The 16,650-nt window shown below is 64.5% G+C and carries 14 protein-coding genes and 2 pseudogenes; 9 read left to right on the forward strand and 7 right to left on the reverse strand.

Translation table 11 applies throughout. The annotated features are described in order from the left end of the window. The first annotated feature begins 13 nt into the window (after positions 1-13). The 3 genes and pseudogenes from OHQ90_RS34350 to OHQ90_RS39650 form a co-directional block, all read left to right on the forward strand. Positions 14-1,408, forward strand: a complete 1,395-nt coding sequence (locus OHQ90_RS34350; RefSeq protein ID WP_328404715.1) for a hypothetical protein — start codon at positions 14-16, stop codon at positions 1,406-1,408. A 44-nt stretch (positions 1,409-1,452) separates the two neighbouring features. Further along, entirely contained in the window at positions 1,453-1,872 is a 420-nt protein-coding gene (locus OHQ90_RS34355) for a YbaB/EbfC family nucleoid-associated protein (protein WP_328404717.1), read from the forward strand. Between the two features lie 102 nt (positions 1,873-1,974). Further along, positions 1,975-2,169, forward strand: a pseudogene (locus OHQ90_RS39650) (hypothetical protein); the annotation flags it as partial. 242 nt (positions 2,170-2,411) lie between these two features. On the opposite strand, the gene OHQ90_RS34360 reads toward OHQ90_RS39650, so the two are convergent. Continuing rightward, positions 2,412-2,546, reverse strand: coding sequence for a helix-turn-helix domain-containing protein (locus OHQ90_RS34360; protein ID WP_328404719.1), 135 nt, complete (start codon positions 2,544-2,546; stop codon positions 2,412-2,414). Positions 2,547-3,079: 533 nt separating this feature from the next. Between OHQ90_RS34360 and OHQ90_RS39655 the strand changes: the two are divergent. Continuing rightward, positions 3,080-3,271, forward strand: a pseudogene (locus OHQ90_RS39655) (helix-turn-helix domain-containing protein); the annotation flags it as partial. Here the strand turns inward: OHQ90_RS39655 and OHQ90_RS34370 are convergent. From OHQ90_RS34370 to OHQ90_RS34385, 4 genes are all read right to left on the reverse strand, one after another. Continuing rightward, positions 3,249-4,367, reverse strand: coding sequence for an MAB_1171c family putative transporter (locus OHQ90_RS34370; protein ID WP_442941245.1), 1,119 nt, complete (start codon positions 4,365-4,367; stop codon positions 3,249-3,251). The pseudogene OHQ90_RS39655 and the gene OHQ90_RS34370 sit on opposite strands and share 23 nt — an antisense overlap. Before the next feature lie 186 nt (positions 4,368-4,553). Next, on the reverse strand, positions 4,554-4,778 hold the full coding sequence (locus OHQ90_RS34375; RefSeq protein ID WP_328404723.1) for a hypothetical protein: 225 nt from the start codon (positions 4,776-4,778) through the stop codon (positions 4,554-4,556). Between the two features lie 804 nt (positions 4,779-5,582). Then, positions 5,583-6,521: a helix-turn-helix domain-containing protein gene (locus tag OHQ90_RS34380; RefSeq protein ID WP_328404725.1), complete on the reverse strand. Its 939-nt coding sequence runs from the start codon at positions 6,519-6,521 to the stop codon at positions 5,583-5,585. A 218-nt stretch (positions 6,522-6,739) separates the two neighbouring features. Beyond that, the gene (locus OHQ90_RS34385) at positions 6,740-7,213 is read right to left on the reverse strand and encodes a winged helix-turn-helix transcriptional regulator (RefSeq protein WP_328404727.1); all 474 of its coding nucleotides are present in this window, start codon (positions 7,211-7,213) and stop codon (positions 6,740-6,742) included. A gap of 78 nt (positions 7,214-7,291) precedes the next feature. Between OHQ90_RS34385 and OHQ90_RS34390 the strand changes: the two genes are divergently transcribed. The 3 genes from OHQ90_RS34390 to OHQ90_RS34400 all read left to right on the forward strand — a co-directional run bounded on the left by OHQ90_RS34390 (position 7,292) and on the right by OHQ90_RS34400 (position 9,963). Continuing rightward, entirely contained in the window at positions 7,292-7,711 is a 420-nt protein-coding gene (locus OHQ90_RS34390) for a tautomerase family protein (protein ID WP_328404729.1), read from the forward strand. Positions 7,712-8,084: 373 nt separating this feature from the next. Next, positions 8,085-8,888 (forward strand): HEAT repeat domain-containing protein, encoded by an 804-nt coding sequence (locus tag OHQ90_RS34395; protein ID WP_328404731.1) that lies wholly within the window; start codon positions 8,085-8,087, stop codon positions 8,886-8,888. 268 nt (positions 8,889-9,156) lie between these two features. Beyond that, positions 9,157-9,963: an LLM class flavin-dependent oxidoreductase gene (locus tag OHQ90_RS34400; protein ID WP_328404733.1), complete on the forward strand. Its 807-nt coding sequence runs from the start codon at positions 9,157-9,159 to the stop codon at positions 9,961-9,963. Between the two features lie 581 nt (positions 9,964-10,544). Here the strand turns inward: OHQ90_RS34400 and OHQ90_RS34405 are convergent. Both OHQ90_RS34405 and OHQ90_RS34410 read right to left on the reverse strand, forming a co-directional pair. After that, the gene (locus OHQ90_RS34405; RefSeq protein ID WP_328404735.1) at positions 10,545-11,942 is read right to left on the reverse strand and encodes an ABC transporter permease; all 1,398 of its coding nucleotides are present in this window, start codon (positions 11,940-11,942) and stop codon (positions 10,545-10,547) included. Next, positions 11,939-12,328, reverse strand: a complete 390-nt coding sequence (locus OHQ90_RS34410) for a hypothetical protein (protein WP_328404737.1) — start codon at positions 12,326-12,328, stop codon at positions 11,939-11,941. Before OHQ90_RS34410 ends, OHQ90_RS34405 begins: the two co-directional genes overlap by 4 nt. Positions 12,329-12,531: 203 nt before the next feature. Here OHQ90_RS34410 and OHQ90_RS34415 point away from each other — a divergent pair, with 203 nt between their 5' ends. Then, positions 12,532-13,524: a LysR family transcriptional regulator gene (locus OHQ90_RS34415; protein WP_328404739.1), complete on the forward strand. Its 993-nt coding sequence runs from the start codon at positions 12,532-12,534 to the stop codon at positions 13,522-13,524. Positions 13,525-14,514: 990 nt separating this feature from the next. After that, positions 14,515-15,672 (forward strand): non-hydrolyzing UDP-N-acetylglucosamine 2-epimerase, encoded by a 1,158-nt coding sequence (gene wecB, locus OHQ90_RS34420; protein WP_328404741.1) that lies wholly within the window; start codon positions 14,515-14,517, stop codon positions 15,670-15,672. Positions 15,673-16,650 lie beyond the last annotated feature (978 nt).

The following is a 16,650-nucleotide window of genomic DNA, read 5'->3' on the forward strand; positions in this document are numbered from 1 at the left end:
TGAGGAGGACTGTGTGGCATACGAACCGAGCGGACTGACCGCCGAACACCCGCTGGCCCGTGAATTGGTGGCGCACGGGCCATCCGGGTGGCAACGGGCCGACGCGGTATTCGCGATTACGGTGGCGGACGAGATCGCCAACGTCGTGTATTTCGACGGCGAACAAATGGTCTCGATGAATCCGCCGGAGTCGATGCTCGCCGTCGTTCGCGAGCACCGTGCCGTCGCGGCGGGGTCGAGTGCGGGGCCATGGTGGCGGATGCTGCTGGTGTTGGCCAGTTCCGGCGAGATGGAAGTCCACTACGACTACGGCGACGAGCCGTTCCCTGCGGGGCAGATGTTCGGCCCTGAGGCATATCGCGCGGACCTCGAGGCGTATCCGCGTGACAGCGTGCCGGTGTGGTTGGCCGCGTATATAGGTCATGACGACCGACAGCGGCGCACTCCGCAGGAGGCGGCGGCCCAAGCTCGCGCCGATCGGGCCGATCAGGTGTGGGCAGTGCTGGCGGAGAACGAGTTTCCGCCGTTCCCGGTGATGTGGGCGCGGTGGGCGACGGTCGCGGCGGCGTTTGTTGCCGCCAAGTCGGATTGGGGTCCGCGGATGCTGCCGTGGACTGGCGTATTCGAGGGCTCCGCGGGGGGTGGGTCGACGTTGTATGCACTGCCGGCCGGGCGGGCCGTGCTGTCGGGTGGGGTATGGAATGCGCCCACCTTGGATGCGGTATACAACGGCGGCGCGCCGATGCCGAAACTGTATGCGGGTGCGCCGGATTGGGTGGCCGACTCGGTACTGGATCCGCGAGCGGCTTCGGGATTGCTGTCGTTCTGCTACTGGTGGGAGGCCGGTCGGTGGTATCGCGGGCAATCCCCCGGCGCCGACGATTGCGCCACTGCGGTGCCGGGTGTGTGGACGGCCGACACCGGGATAGGGATCGTAGCGAGGCTGGTCGCAGACGGTCCGGATAACGGTTCGTCCGATGCGATCGCAGCCTTGATGGCTGCCGCCGAGATGGGTGCGGTCACCCGAGCGACGCTGGTCGAGGTGTTCGGCGATGATGGGCGCTTCGATATCGACGGTGCGCTTTATCAGTATTCGCTCGCTGGGCTGGTGTCGACGGCACCCGATCAGATGCCAGCGGAAGCGGCGATCGCTCGGGTGCGGGACTACATCACCGGGCACGCGCTGGACACCGAGGGATATCCGTTGTTCCAGTTGGTTGCTGAACGATTCGACGTGGGGTGGATGGTGTACGTGCCGGTGGCCGAAGGAGAAATCGCGATCGGACGGGCGATCTTCTACATCGGCGACGACGGGGTGCTCGAGCCCTCGTCGTCTTCCGTCGCTCCTGCGCATTACATCGCCGACTTCACACAGCGGTTCGCCGACCGCCATGGTTCAGTAGCTTGAACCGAGTCCGAGTCCGAGTCCGAGTCCGAGAAGAGCAGCCGCCGATGGAGCAATGGGAGCGAGATGGGTTGCGCTCGGCCAACTTCGGGATGTGCAACCAGGTCGAACACATCCTGGATACGCTCGCGAAGCAACGTGCGCAGGTGTCCGAGGTCTACGAGCAGTTGGCGGCGGTGCGGGCTTCGGCGTGTTCGGCCGACGGTTTGGTCACCGTGACCGTGGATGGTGCGGGTGTCCTCACCGATGTGCGGTTTGCGCAGGAGGCGTTTCGTAGCACTCCGGAGAAGTTGGGCAAATCTGTCACCGAGGCGGGACGGGAGGCGGCGCGTTTGGCGACCGAGCAGAACGAGGCGATTACCGCCCCGATCGCCGCGGGTGCCGATGCGATGCCTGATCTGCCGGACCTGGTGCCAGGCGCGCCGAGCCTACGAGATTCGGGCGCTCCTCGGCGCCGCGACCCGTAGGTGAGTGTGCGCCGGAGAGCGGATGACGGGACGTCTTCCGCACCGGGTCACGGGGCTGGTCCCAGCATTGGGTTACACCGCCATTGTGACGGGTACCCCACGATGCAGGTCAGGTTGTCGCGATCAGTATCTGCTCCGAGCTCGGCGGGCGCAGGCCATCGGCGCCTGACAGCCGGGCGGCTGACTGTTCGGTTGGCCTGGAAGACCGGTATTCCGGGGAAGAATCCAACTCCGCCCGACGGCTACGGCCGCTGGGAACAACACGGCCACACGGTGCGGTTCTTCCTCGAATTCTACACTGGCACAGAATCTTTGACCAGCGTCGCCCGCAAACTCGACGGCTACCAGAGTTTCCCCTCCGACGCCTTCGGCATCCTGCTGTTCTCACTGCACTCGGCGCGCCGCGAGACCGGGCTGCGTGCCGCGCTGGGCCGCGCACTCGCTGGCAGCGATCCCGGTGTCGTGATCGCTACCACCGCCCGCCATCTCGCGCACCCCGGACGGCCCCGCAGGCCCGGTATGAGGAGCTGCCTTCGAGGTCAACGACCCGGAAAGTCTGCAACACGGGCGATTTCACGAACACTCGCGCCACCCACGCGCAGGATCATGATCTCCTCGGGCTCTGCGAAATTCAAGAAACTACCCGACAACGGCGTCAGGCTGATCGACGGCATTCCGCCACTATCGCGGAACCACCGCGAACCCAACCGCCGAGGACACACCGGCTCGAACTGCCGCGTCCTCGCTCGACCGCCCACGCGCGATGTTCACCCAAAACTGTTGCTGTTGTCCACGTCTGGCAGCTTTCGGACGCCCAGGCGACCGCAGCTTCGGTCGTGTTTCGCCCGATCCGACTGCCGCCGCTTCGGCGTGCCCATCGCAACTCCTCACCCTAGAGGTGTTGCAACAATCAGTTGAATCCACCCAATGACGGAAAGGCGAAATGATGATAACCAATTGCGCGTACCAGACAGCTTTACGCGCAGCGGACAACCCGCCCCAACGGTGGGCTCGACGACCAACAGATCGACCGAGCAATCCGATGGACCCGATGGACCGGAAATGACTCCGACCGAATAGGCACTGCCCCACCGAGCGCATGCACGACCAGGATCAACCGGCCCCGCGCGCCCGCCACCGAACTCGAGGAAACAACCGAACTGGGCACCGGCCGATTTGTGCACGGCTGCGGGAGGACCTGGGCCTGATGCTGGTGGAGCCGAGTGTGGTCGAACAGAGATATCACGCCGTGATGGAAGTTCTAGCGGGGATCCAGGTTGTCGGGGTCGCGGCCCGTTACCGGGTCTCGCGCCAGTCGGTACACACCTGGGTCGAACGCTATCGCGAGGATGGGCTGGCGGGACTGGCCGATCGGCTCATTCCACCGCTGCCTTGGCCTGCGGCCAGATGCGAGCCAGGTCGATCAGGTACGCGAGCTCGGCGTCGAAATCGTGTGCGACCACGGGCAATGGCGGTGCGCCGGTGCCAGCGGGCGGTAGGCCCGCCTTTCTGGCCTGCGCCGCCCGGATCAGCCGATGGGCGTAATCGGTAATCCCCCGGTCCGATTCAGGCTCTCGCACGGTATTGCGTTGCGTTTCATCGGTTTCGGCCGGGAGATAGGCGCCCAGGTGGAGCATTGCGTCGCGGATCTCCACAGTCATCCGCAGTAGACGGGTGGCTGGACCTGAGCCGTGCCGCGCATCGACGGGCATCACGATCTCCGGGACCGCCGCGGTGAGATCACGCCACAGCGGCAATAGCCGACGGCAGGTCCTGGTGGCGCGATCCATACCCGCCCGCAGCACCAACTCCGCGACCAGCGGTATCGCGAGCAGTGTCGAATCGATCGCGACCCACAGGGTGAACGCAGCCTGGACCAGCGACAGTTGTGGTCCGTCGGGCCATCCGGTGGCCAGCTCGGACAGCGAGAGTGCCTGCACACCCCAGAGAACGGCATTGCTGCCGATCAGGCCGATACACACGATCCGCGCCGCGCGCGGGGTATCGACAGCGCGGAGTGCGCCGAGGCAGCTGCGAGTGAACACGAATGTGTTGTAGGTGAGTGGTACGGCGAAGGCGCAACCGATGCCAAGTCCATCCCCCACGAGACGCAGGTCGACCGATCTTCCCGAGCATCTCGCCGATGCCGCGGCCAGGACTATCGAGGCCGTCGCGGCCGAGGCGAGGAGCGCGACGTTGCGCTGGTGCCGCCATACGGTATCCGGCTCGGAATCGCCGCCGGCAAGCCGACCGATGCTGTACAGGTATGTGGTGGTCATGAGAATACAGCCCAGGGCAAGCTGATTCGCCGGGTCATCGATGGTCGGCGTCGATGCACACCGGTATATCAGCAGGGTCGCGATACTCCACAAACCCATATGGTTTACGAGCCGATCGACAACAGCGCCGCCGACGAGCCAGAACCGACCCGACAAGAGAACCGTGACGTAGCCGATCACCGCCCAGGCCACGACTTCCGGTATCGGTGACGACATCGATGCATCCTCTTGGTCCGGCGGAACTCGTGCCCGTCGGAGGATACTGCCGCCTCGGCCGCACTACCGCGCGGCGCCGGATCAAGGCCCGAGCCCGGTGCAATACCCGACCCAGGCCCTAACGCTTGAACTCCTACCCGGCCAGTCCCACTCGAGCGAATCAGTTCATCAACACGGAAAGTTCGTCTATTCGATCAGGTAGGCCGTTGTCGGATGGGTGGCGCTCCCGAATTCCGGGCCCATGATCATTGGCCGCCCAGCAGTGCTGGTCTTCCGCGCGTCCTCGGCGAATTCCTGCCAGGTCGTCGGCACGTCGTCGTCGATGACGGGATCCTCCAGGCTGACGTCGTAGTCATCGTCGTACTCGTCATCGCCCAACTGCTCGTGCGGGGTTGATTGATCGTCTGTCAACTGAGCCAGCTCCTTCTCGTTCCCAACATCACCCGATGAGGCAGACCCGACTGCGTGAACAGCACATTTGTGGTGATGCCAAGGCAATCATCAGGACACCTTCGAACAGGCTTTTCATGCCGCCTCCCGCCTATAGACGCCTTCGAAATCCATTGTGGTTGCAGCTGATCCAATCCCTACTGCGAACATCGACCGAGCAGAATACGCCAGCCAGAACACGAGCATGTGGCAGCGGGTTTCCACCCCGCCCCTCGGCGTTGTCGTCACGTTCCGGTCAAGGGCCCGAGCCCGGCGCAATACCGGACCCAGGCCCTTGACACTTGAACTCCTACCCGGCCAGTCCAACTCCCAAAAACTACTGAGAAAAGTCTCGCTCGCGGGAACCGTGTCCGCTGTGGTCACGCCGCCAAACTATCCGACGTCGGTACCACAGCGCTCAGACGAAGCGCGCGTCGTTCGAGGGGCTGAAGGGACTGATCCACTGAGTGCTTCAGGCAGCTGAGGCGATCACTTCTCGGAGAAGATGGCGGCGAGACGCCAGACCCTCCCACGAATCGCTGCGGCAGCCGGAAACTACGTAGTTACTGCATGACTGATACTGGACCCTTACCGGGAGCGGATACCAGCACCCTCATGATCATCGTCGCTGCAAGCGCCGCTGCGAGCAGCAGCTTCCGATAGAAGGGGCCTACAGGCAGCGATTCAGCGGTAGAAATACGGTTGACAAGAGTGAAAAACATAGACGGTGACAGCACTGGATTCTCCCCCGAATACGCACCCGCACAATCATTTACAGCGCGGCGCTCACACCCAGCCGTCCGCGCTCATGTCCGGATCGACGCGGCGCAGCGCTGATGCCAGCCATTCACTCCGGCGGTGCTCGACCGGCATCGCGGCCAGCCCGTGTGTCGCCTCCCCGACCGCTTCGGCAGTGTGCCCCAGCAGCGCCAAGACGCCACCGCGCTGCACAGCCCCGAATCCACTGCTCCACCAATACATCGACGCGGGAGGTTCGATGCCGTCCGCCGCTTCGGTAGCCGCGTCGGCCAGAGCCAGCGCGCGTTGCGCTTCGCCCGTCTCGCCATGCGCGGCCAACAGCTCAGCTCGCCGCATTCGCCCGTAGGCCGTGACGATGGGGTGCGCGTCCCGTACCGCCAGCGCGGCGTCAGACAGGGCGACCACCTCGCCGTAATTCCCCGCGCTCACAGTCACGTAGCCGAGAAAGCCCAGGCTGTGCGCAAGCCGGTCCGGGTCGCGGGACGCCTTCGCCAGGCTCACGGCCGTGCCGAGGCTACGCCGAGCGATAGTGTCAGCTCCGATCGCGTGCTCCAGCCATCCCCGATACTGCACGATCTCCGATGCGATGCCCGCCGACGCTTCGGCGCGCGCTGAACGCGCCTGGTCCGCAAACGTCTCGGCCATCTCCGCCATACCTCGGACGGCGGGTAGAACCGTCAAAGCCCCAGCGGCGTCCTCGATTCGGCGTGTAGCCGCCAGCACCACCCCCACGTCGGACAGGGCGGCGGTGTCCACACCGGCTGGCATTCGCGCCACCGCCGTCAGCCGTCCCAGGTCCACGTCCAACACCCTGTTGTAAGCAGCGGCGACACCGGCGGGCACCGGGCGCTGGCCGGTCTCGATCAGCGACAGGTACGCCTTGCTGTAGTAGCTCCGCTCGGCCATCGCGCGCAGTGAGATACCCGCCGCCTCGCGAGCGGCACGCATCAGCGCACCGGGTTCCATAAGACCAGCCTAACGTGCATTGTCCGGTTGTAGACGGCTGTGGACGCCGAACTGCCCGGTTCCCGAACTATGCACGCCTAGGGTGTTTTTCAGCCCCGCCGCCACGTCGATACCCCTCATCGGTAGTCCCCGGCGGCGAGTGCCTACCAACCAGACGATAGATGCGCCCGAACGGTGAAGCGGGTCGGGGGTGTCGGGCTGGCAGCGGCTGACCTCGATCATTTCGTGGCGAGCGTGATCGCTCCGATTCCCGGTTCTGCGACCACGTCGTCGCCGGTCGTCAGTCGATGTCCATGGGCGCATTCCAGATGCAGCCGAACTTCGGCGCCGCAGTCGCGGTGGCGGTAAACGGTGGCCGCGCCGCAGTCGTCGGCGCGGTAGGTGTCTCCCCATTCGTGCAGAGCGGCGAAGACTGGTAACAGCGCTCGCCCTTGCTGCGTGAGGCGGTATTCGTATCGCTCGCGCTGTCCCGGCACCCGGTAGGCCGCGCGATCGATCAGGCCGTCGTGGACCAGGGAATCGAGTCGGCGGGACAGGACGGGCGGGGAGACGGCCAGGTGCTGCTGAATGTCGTGAAACCGGTGCAGGCCACGGAAGATCTCACGCAGGATCAGCAGCACCCACGGTTTCCCGACGACTTCGAGGGTGCGGCCGACGCTGCAGTTGACCGGGTCCTGCTCATGCCAGTGCATGCCACCATCCTATTTGACTTTCATTTGGAAAGTCAGCCATGATCATCTGACTACTGTTATGAAAGCCAGGAGGCTGTCATGCCACTCGTTCGAATCTCGTTGCGCGACAACATCACTGCAGCGATGCAGCGGGCCATAGCCGACGGTGTGCATGAAGCGCTGGTGTCACAGATTGGCATCCCGCGAGATGACCGCTTCCAGATCATCGAGCCGCGTCCGGCCGATGCGTTCGTCTACGCCCCGCAGTATCTCGGGATCGAGCATCGTGACGTGGTTTTCGTGCAGATCGCGCTGGTGGGCGGTCGCTCGGCAGAGCTCAAGCAGGCGCTGTACCGGGCCATCGCCGACGAGCTGGCAGCGGTCGGGGTGCGTCGGGAGGATGTCGTGATCACCCTGGTGGAGAACAGCAAGGAGGACTGGTCGATCGGTAACGGTGAGGCGCAGTTGCTGGACGTCGAACTACTCGAGCGGCACGGGGCGCTACCCGCACCACACTGATTCGGCGTCGATTGGCCGCACATCCGGAAATGCCGCTGGGCGGGCGACTGGTGAACGAGACGCGCTGCGGCTCGAGACATCCCATAATGCCGCGTACCGCGCTGATCGAACCGGCCACGGGGCACGCCCGAAGATCAACGGGCTGAGACCATCTCGGCATCGGCAACACACTGAAAGCTGTCCGATGCCAGATGATGTGACGCAGATCCAGCGCGGTGACCTGCAGTACGTCAGGTATGTGGCAGATCGTGATGGCTGGTTTTCTGTCAGATTGCCGACGCAAGTCACCGTCCAGGTTCACATGCGTTTCGAACGGCGCCGACCACCCAAAACGTGGCCGGGGGACGAGATCATCGCCAGGTACCGTTGAGCGGTGAACCCAACCGATGCGCGACGCCTCAAAGACGGTGATCTCGAGACCCGCGAGGAAAATCTGCGGCACCTGCTCGCGCGGGCTGCTGACGGCGACACATCCGCCAAGGAAACACTGTGCGCGCTCGTCCGCGACTATCCCGACTACCACCGATCGCTCTACAGCCGGGCCTTGAACCAGGCGGCGGTCTTCGGCGACGACACTCTGAAGGCACCGCTGCTCGCATCACTCGCCGACACTCGGTACAACTGCCAGGCATGGGCCGCGATGGGCTGCGCGACGCTCGGCTTCCGCGACGCGGTTCCCGGATTGGTCGCGATGCTCGACCACCCACAGCAGATGGCTCGAGAGCAAGCGGTGATCGCTCTGGGCACCCTCGGCGACGAATCGGTCGTCCCGGCGCTCACACCCCTGCTGCGGGACTCGATCGCAGGAATGCGCGAACGTGCCGCCGAGGCCCTCGGCATGATCGGCGGCGATGCAGCCCTGGCTGCCCTATGGGACGAACTCGAGAACCGCCGGTACTACCGCATCGGCTATATCGCCAGCGCGCTGGCCAAATTCGCCCCGGACGTCATCCCGAGGCTGTGCGAGGCGGCCGCCAGCGACGACCCGGACCAGCGATACTGGGCGGCTGTCGCGCTCGGTTCGACCGGCGACGATCGTGCCGTGCCGACACTGGAACGGCTGATGGCCCACGACCGGGGCTCAACAGTCTTCGACGGCATGGTGAGCGTCGCCGCGAAGAAAGGCCTGCGCACGCTACGACGAATCCAAGCCGCAATCGCCGCCCGCGAATCCTGAAAGTACAGCAGCCGCGCTGATGAACTCGGCCCAGCAGCCCTCGTCAACCCCGCTCTCAGCGGCGACAAACACGACCCGCTACGACCAATCCAGGTGAACCCGCACCGAATACAGGGCGTTCGCAGGAGCGTGCACGCGATCTCGGCCCCACCGATGAATTTCGCGCGGATCCGTCGTCAATGTCTCTGGATACCGAACGAGATGATCATGCGCCTTCCCTCAGGAGTGGCTGCCAGGTGATCTCGCCGACGTAGAGAGGAATTCAGGCATGACGAGACCGTTTCGATTCGGGGTCGTTGCCCCGCTCAGAACTGACGTGCCGACGTGGCGAGATCGCGTGCGCCGCATCGCCGACAGCGGCTACTCGACGCTGCTTGTGCCCGATTTCCCGCAGATGCAACCGGCGCCCGGTCCCATGCTGGCCACCGTCGCGGCCCTGACCGACCTCCGCGTGGGCACGTGGGTGTACGCCTCTCCGCTACGCCCGGCCTGGCTGACGGCGTGGGAAGCGCACTCGCTGTCGCTGCTGACCGAGGGTCGCTTCGAGATGGGCATCGGCACCGGCAGACCGGGAATCGAGGACGAGCTGCGCGACAAGGGAATGCCCGTCGTACCGCCGCCGTACGAGCGGCTGGCACAGGTACGTGAGACCGTCAGGACGTTGCGAGATCTCGACGGCCCTGACCTTCACACGCCCGTGGCGATGGCCGTACTCGGTCCGAAGGCCCGGGCGTTGGCGGCCGAGGTCGCGGACACTGTCACCTTCGTGCTGGGGGATCAGCCTCGGGGCGAAGTCGCACGGCTGGCAAGCGATTTCCGCGCTGTCGCGGACGTCGAGCTCGCACTCGCCGTCCCGGTTATCGGTGACACTGTCGCACCGCACATGGCGCGCCCCGACACCGACACTGCTGCGCTTCGCGCGGCGGACGCACTGACCGTACTTCCGGATGACCCGGCGGCCGCCGCAGAGGAAATCCAGCGGCGACGGGAGGAGATCGGCTTCTCCTACTTCGTCTTCGGCGCCGACTTCGCCGAAAGGTTCGCTCCGATCGTAGCCGAGCTCGCCGGACGGTAGTCGGGCGTCGATCACGCGAGCCCGGCGGCGTGTCTCGAATACGCGCGCCCTGGCGACGCCGTCGCCTTTAGCACCCCACGTCCGCTCGTGCCGCATATCGGGCGCACCGAAACTCGGCTATGCGCTTTTCGGATGCCCTGGATCACCACCCCCACCGGCCCATCCGAAGAACCCGATACAAACCAGAATGCAAACCGTGGGGTTTCGGTGGGGTTGGGCCAAATGAGACAGGTCAGGCCCGGTCAAAAACCGAGCCTGACCTGGTGTTTCTGTGGACAATATGCCACGGTATGCGAACCAGGACGTCCTCACCGGCAAGCTCAGTCCATCCGTTCACAGGCCTCTAACCAGCGCGAATACGCGGTGCCAGCCGAGCGGCCGAAGGCCAATGCTCTCCGCCGACCCTATGGAACCAACTTCTACTCAGGCGTGGGCCTGGCCTCCAGCGGGTCGGTTTTACGGCGGTTGCCCCGCCGAATACTCGCACCTGGGCGGAGAGTTCGGCGGGGACGTCGAGGACGGTTTCACCGTCGTGGACCAGACGGTGCGCCGCCACCACTGTTCGAGCGTCGGTTCCAGGCTCATTCAGTGGCGAGGACCGGTTGCCGGGTGAAGGACGGTTTCCGGTCGTAGAGGCCGGTAATCACCACACCGACGACGACAGCCAGTAGGCCACCGATAGCGACATGGATCCATGCTGTGTGCAGTCCTGACGGTGGTGTCGAGTGGAAATAGAGAATCGAGCGCAGGCCGGCCACGATCGGCTGCATCGGTTCGAATTTCGCGATCACGCGAAAGAACGCGGGAGTCGCTTCGATGGGAATTGTGCCCGCTGAGGATGTCATGGCCATGGCAACGAAGAAGAACATATTGATCAACGGGGCGAGAGACCCGAAGATCGCGAAGACCGTCAGGGCGCCGAGGGCAACGGCGTCGATCGTGGTGGCGGAGAACAGATACAGCTGCCACGGCGAGGCGACAGGCATGTGAAGTGTTTTGGTCGCCAGGAGCTGGACCAATCCAGCGCTCAGAGGTGCCGCGATCAGCGCCACGCACCATTTGACAACCAGCATGTGTAGTCGGGACAGGTGGGTGTAGCGGCGACGTTGTACTTTCGGTCCGAGCTCAGTGGGCTGAAACCCGCTGGCGGAGTCCACCACCGGGTGGATCACCGAGGCGCCGACGAAGCCGAGAAGAACCAAGACCACCGCGTAATAGAAGACACTGGTCCCGGCCCCGGTGTGCGCCGGTAGTGGTGTCAGAGGCGCGGTCGCGACCGAGAACGGGTTGGCCAGCGCAGTAGTGGCGGCAGCGGTCGGCGCGTTCTGCGGCAACTTGGCACCCAAGTCCACGTTTACTGCGGCGACTACTGGCGCGAGGTACCCGGTGAACAATCCAGTGCTCATCGTCGCGGCAGCCGGATTGGTGTCAAGATGGATCACCGCGTGCGTGGCAGCACCTGGCGATCCGCTGGCGAGCCGGGAGATCTCGGCATTGAAATCGGCGGGTACGCGGACCGCTCCGAAGATCTTGCCGCCATCCATCTGCTCGCGTTCCTGCTCGGCGGTCGTCGGAATGAGCTCGATTGCCTCATGGTCGACGCCCTGTGTGATAGCCGCACCGACCTGATCGGCGGCGCCGATACTGCTGGCGGTCTGAGGCTCGACGACCATGGCGACCGGAAGCCCGCGCAGGCTTCCGATCGGGTCGAGGGTACCGCCGAGATAGACCGCAGGCAGAGTTAGTGCCAGGATCAGCATCACGACCAACGGCGGGAACCAGGTGCCGGGGTGGCGGCCGAAGTCACGAGTGATCTTCAGGGAATTGCGGAATTCGACGGTTACCAGAGAGCCCCCTTTCCTGCGAACCAGTTTCAGGACAGGGCGTTTGGCGGAGCGCGCCTCGAGTTGTTCGGCAAGGACCTGTCCGGCGAATTTTCCGCGGGCGGCGGGGTTGGCGTATCGCACCTCGGGGTTCATACCGGCGAGGCGGTCGGCGAGGCGGTCGGCCCAGTCTCGCGATCCGGTGCTGCCGAGTCGCGTTTCTCGGCGATTCGGCGGCTGATCTCGCCCCACGACAGGGGCAACTCGTCCGCCGGCGCATTGAAAAACACGAAGGTCGCATCCCGCATGACCCTTCGCTTGCGCGCGACAGTCGACTTATGGGGCTCGGAGCCCGCATAGGCGTAGATTGCCGCCTTGTCGTCCCAAGCAGAGTAGGTCCAGAAGGTGCCCTTCAGCATTTCTGCTTTCAAGGCCACACCCAGCGCTCCTGGAGAACGGCGGGCCTGCCACCACAAGGTCAGTGACGCGATGAGGAAGCCGGGGGCGTTTACCAACGACTTGACCTCGAGGCGCGAAGCCATGCATTGGACCTCGGGGGTGGTGGGGTTACCGACCGTCTTCCACGGAAGCGTTGGCATTGGCTGCTCTTTTCGATCAGGAGGGCGGCGGCGAACTGCCGTCTTCTCAAAGGTTGTCGAGGTTTCAGCCTCGGTTCGCGGTGAGAATTCATCAACGGCGAACTGCTTATAATGCGGTAAGCCACCGTGATTGATAGGAAAACCGCATGGACCTGCGCGATCTGGATCTGCGCGACATCGAGATCTTTCTGATGTTGTCCGCCGAGTTGCATTTCGGCCGGACCGCCGAGCGGTTGCACCTCTCACCAGCCCGGGTCAGTCAGGTGATCTCGAAACTGGAACGTCGCATCGGCGGCAAACTCTTCGAAAGATCCAGTCGCACAGTGACATTGACACCGATCGGACGACAGCTGCGTGACGACTTGCAGACCAACTATCGTGACCTGCGGGCCAGCCTGGGCCGGGCGGCCCGCTCAGCCCGCTACGGCGACGCAGGCATACTGCGGCTGGGAATCACCAGTAGCAACCTCGGCAACGTCCGCCCGCTGCTGAACACCTTCCAATCCCAGCATCCCCACTGCACCTTGCACATCGAGCACGTCCACTTCGGCAACCCCTTCGGCGCTCTGCGTGGCGACGACATCGACGCACTGGTGAGCTGGCTTCCCATCGAGGAGCCCGATCTGGTGGTGGGCCCGACTCTCTATGAGGAACCGTTCATGCTGCTCGTTGGTGCGGATCACCCACTGGCACAACGTGAATCGGCCTCATACGAGGATCTGGCCGACTACGGCGTCTTCGGAGTGCCCCCATCCGACCCGGTCAACCTGCCCCCCGACTACTGGACCGCCGCCGCCGTTCCCTACTTCACCCCCAGCGGCCGCCCCATTCTCCGCACCGCCCACGCCGCCAACTTCCAAGACCTGATATTGCTCGTAGCGGCGGGCAAGGCCATCACCCCGGTGCACGCCCACGCCGCCCGCTACTACTCGAGACCCGACGTCACCTACATCCCCATGCCCGATGTACCACCCGCCCGTTGGGCCCTGATCTGGCGCCGATCCGCCGAAACCGACCTCATCAAAGACCTGGCCACAGCCGCCATCCTCACTGGCGGTCATTTGCAGATTCCCGATGCGGAGGACGAAGCAGCAGACCATTCGGTCGCATCGGCCGGATCCCGCGGCAGCACCTCATGAAGCCCGAGTTTCAGCCCATGAGCTGTTCTCAGCACCGGATTCCCGGAGGTGCACAGCGTCTTTCGACGCGCACGTGACTCCCGCGTCCGTTGCATCAGGACGCGAATGGCGTCGTCGGAATCGTCCGCCAATCTCGACACCACGGAATCGGCGTGCGGATCGGGCCAGTCGGCGGCCACATATGCCGCTGTCACTCGCACGTCCGGTCCTCGCGTCGCGCGGCGATCCGCAAGGCCTCCGCGGCACCGGCCTCGGCGATCATCTCGCGAGACTCGCCGCCTTGGCGGCCAGCATCGCGATTCGATCGCCCATACGCGGTCAGGGAAACGCTGTGTCGCGGTGAGCATCTCGCTGTAACCAGCCGCGTCGGTGCCGTACCGGCCGGCGGCCAGTGCTGTGGCATTGTGGTCGATGACTTCTATGGTGGCTGAGCGTTTGTGTGGGTCCATCCCGATGATGACCGTCACCGGGGTCCTTCCTCGGTTCGAACGAACAGGTGTCCGTGCGGGAAGGCACCGCTACTTCGAGCCAGGGCAGACCCCTTTTCAGCCACGCCCGCACGGCACCCGGTGGAACGCAAGCCATTAGTGAGCCACACCAAACGACACCGGGGGCAGCCGCTTAGGGAACCTCCCACCGGGTACCTGGACCCGATCCTGGCGGGGAACGAGCCCTACCGCCGGTCTTTGAGCACCGTCGTGGGGTGTGTAGGTGAAGGAGTAGGAGATGGTGTCTTGGGACGGCTTCTCTGGGACACCGTTGGGCAGATAGATCAAGCAAGTCCGCGAGGCCGGGGTACCCGAACTCGAACCTTTCCTGGTCAGCCTCGACCAAGACCACGACGCCGCGCCGCCCCCCAGCCAGCATCCACCTCGGACCGACGCATGCCCCGATCCGCCGAAAACGGGCCGAAACCGTGCGGTAAGCGTGGGGTTGGTTCAAATAAAACAGGTCAGGCCCGGTGCTAGACCGGGCCTGACCTGCGATTTTGTGGACCTTGAGGGACCTTACTCGAACACGAACACGCAGGTAGAAGCCCTGGAAGCCCTGATTAAGAAGCTGCCTGACACCACGACAACCACCCAGCCGACTGCGGAACGGCCCGCTCCACGGCGGGCACGGCAACTCGATGCCGACCAAGTCGCGGAACTGATCACCGGATACCAGACCGGATCCACCGTGTACGAACTCGCCGCCCGGTTGATCGATGGTCTCGGCGAGGTGATCCGCGAGCAACAGCCCGATCTCGTTGTCGTCCAGGGCGATACGACGACAGCGCTGGCCGGCGCGCTGGCCGCCTTCTATGAGCGTGTTCCAGTCGCACATGTGGAGGCCGGCTTGCGCACCGGCATGCCGAACAACCCTTTTCCCGAGGAGATCAACCGCAGGCTCATCGCTCGGGTCGCACGCTGGCACTTCGCCCCCACCGCCCGCGCTGCCGAACATCTGCAGGCCGAGGGCATAGTGGAGTCGACGATATTCACCACCGGCAATACCGTCATCGACAATCTGCTCTGGGTCCCGTCCCAGGGTGCGGGGCGCAACCACTTCGGCACCGACCTGCGCCACATCCTGCTCACCCTGCACCGCAGAGAAAACCAGGGCGACACAATGTGCCACATGGGCAGCGCTATCCGGCGGCTCGCCGATCGCGGCGATGTCGAGATCGTGGTGCCGCTGCACAAAAGCCCCGCCGTCCGAGAGGCACTACTGCCCGAACTGACCGATCACCCCAACATCCGGGTCGTCGAGCCCCTTGACTATATGGACTTCTCCGCCACCCTCGCCGCCTGTGACCTCGTGTTGACCGACTCGGGCGGCATCCAGGAGGAGGCGCCCGCCCTCGGCAAACCGACCCTGGTCTTGCGGACTACCACCGAGCGTCCTGAGGCCGTGGAGGTCGGCGCGGCAAAGTTGGTTGGCATCGAACCCGACGCGATCGTGGACGCGGCAGCCACCCTACTGGACGACCACGCAGCGTACAAGCGAATGGCTAACGCGGGCAACCCTTTCGGGGACGGCCACGCCGGCGACCGCATCGTGGCCCAACTGGCCGCGGACTTCGGACCCGCACCGGTGAACGCCAGAGTGATCCCCGATCCGGCGCTCACCCGCCGGCAGCACCGAACCACCCCGGTAGGTGGTTGAGGCAGACCCTGCTGGTTTTCACCAACCCACGCCAGGGGTCCGAAAGGCGGCGCGCGGGCCGCCCCTGGCCCGGCCGCGTCGCGGTCGCCATCTTTCGGCACGAGCTGTTGACGGTCACGATTACCGAACATCAGGCAACTCGTACCAGCCGACAGCGAGCCAGGCCAGCCCTCCGCACATGCCGAAGCGTCGACGGCCGCGAAGGCATCAGTACCGCTGGCCGGTATGCGCGGCCAAGGACAAGCTCGTTACGAGATCACTTGCAGCGCAGGGTGTTACGTAACGATCGAGTGATCGCGTGCCGGTCCGGGCGTCCAGATCGACGCGTGGTTGTGGATGTCCGCGTCGAAGGACTGCATCTCCCGCGCGTGCCGCGACGATGGGAATTCGGCGCTCATCGGGTACGCGAGGCCGGATGTCTCTATGCTCCAGTAGGTTTGATCTCCGATCTGGTTGCTGACGGTTAAGTTGGCGAACATCTGTCAGGTGGGCTTCTGGGAAGCTGTTCTCGATCTGCCGGAGCTGGTGCCAGGCGTCGATGTTGGCTGGTGCTGCGGAATCTCAGTACCGATCCCCGTTGCGCACTGTAGAATTTTGTACGGCAACGAGTTCGAGTACGGCAGGCAGAGCGCACACCTTCTTTCCACGCCGAACGGGACAGGGGATTTAGATGTCTCCCAGCATCGGTTATTCCGACGTCTTCACTCGCTCCACACTATGGCAATGCGAAAGTCGTTCTGGGGCAAGGCGATTATCGCCAGTCACTGTTCTATGACCAATGCCGACATCAGTCGTCGCGTTCCCCGTTTCAGAGACCACCTCTGACCGGTTGCGCGATGAGATGTCCGGTCGTCAGGTGATGGCCTGCTGAGCGTGCGATGTGGCAGTCTTCCCCGCCAGGTGCTGGCCATACTTCGATTCGAGTGAGCGCTCATGCCGCTTGCGGGGCGCTCGGCAGGGCGAAACCGTTGCCGCACA

Source organism: Nocardia sp. NBC_00403 (assembly GCF_036046055.1).
GTDB lineage: Bacteria > Actinomycetota > Actinomycetes > Mycobacteriales > Mycobacteriaceae > Nocardia.

Bases quoted from the DNA above. Each gene is read 5' to 3' on its own strand.
- OHQ90_RS34355 (WP_328404717.1), top strand. From the start codon at position 1,453: ATGGAGCAATGGGAGCGAGATGGGTTGCGCTCGGCCAACTTCGGGATG.
- OHQ90_RS34360 (WP_328404719.1), bottom strand. From the start codon at position 2,546: ATGCCGTCGATCAGCCTGACGCCGTTGTCGGGTAGTTTCTTGAATTTC.
- OHQ90_RS34370 (WP_442941245.1), bottom strand. From the start codon at position 4,367: ATGTCGTCACCGATACCGGAAGTCGTGGCCTGGGCGGTGATCGGCTAC.
- OHQ90_RS34380 (WP_328404725.1), bottom strand. From the start codon at position 6,521: ATGGAACCCGGTGCGCTGATGCGTGCCGCTCGCGAGGCGGCGGGTATC.
- OHQ90_RS34385 (WP_328404727.1), bottom strand. From the start codon at position 7,213: ATGCACTGGCATGAGCAGGACCCGGTCAACTGCAGCGTCGGCCGCACC.
- OHQ90_RS34390 (WP_328404729.1), top strand. From the start codon at position 7,292: ATGCCACTCGTTCGAATCTCGTTGCGCGACAACATCACTGCAGCGATG.
- OHQ90_RS34400 (WP_328404733.1), top strand. From the start codon at position 9,157: ATGACGAGACCGTTTCGATTCGGGGTCGTTGCCCCGCTCAGAACTGAC.
- OHQ90_RS34405 (WP_328404735.1), bottom strand. From the start codon at position 11,942: ATGAACCCCGAGGTGCGATACGCCAACCCCGCCGCCCGCGGAAAATTC.
- OHQ90_RS34410 (WP_328404737.1), bottom strand. From the start codon at position 12,328: ATGGCTTCGCGCCTCGAGGTCAAGTCGTTGGTAAACGCCCCCGGCTTC.
- OHQ90_RS34415 (WP_328404739.1), top strand. From the start codon at position 12,532: ATGGACCTGCGCGATCTGGATCTGCGCGACATCGAGATCTTTCTGATG.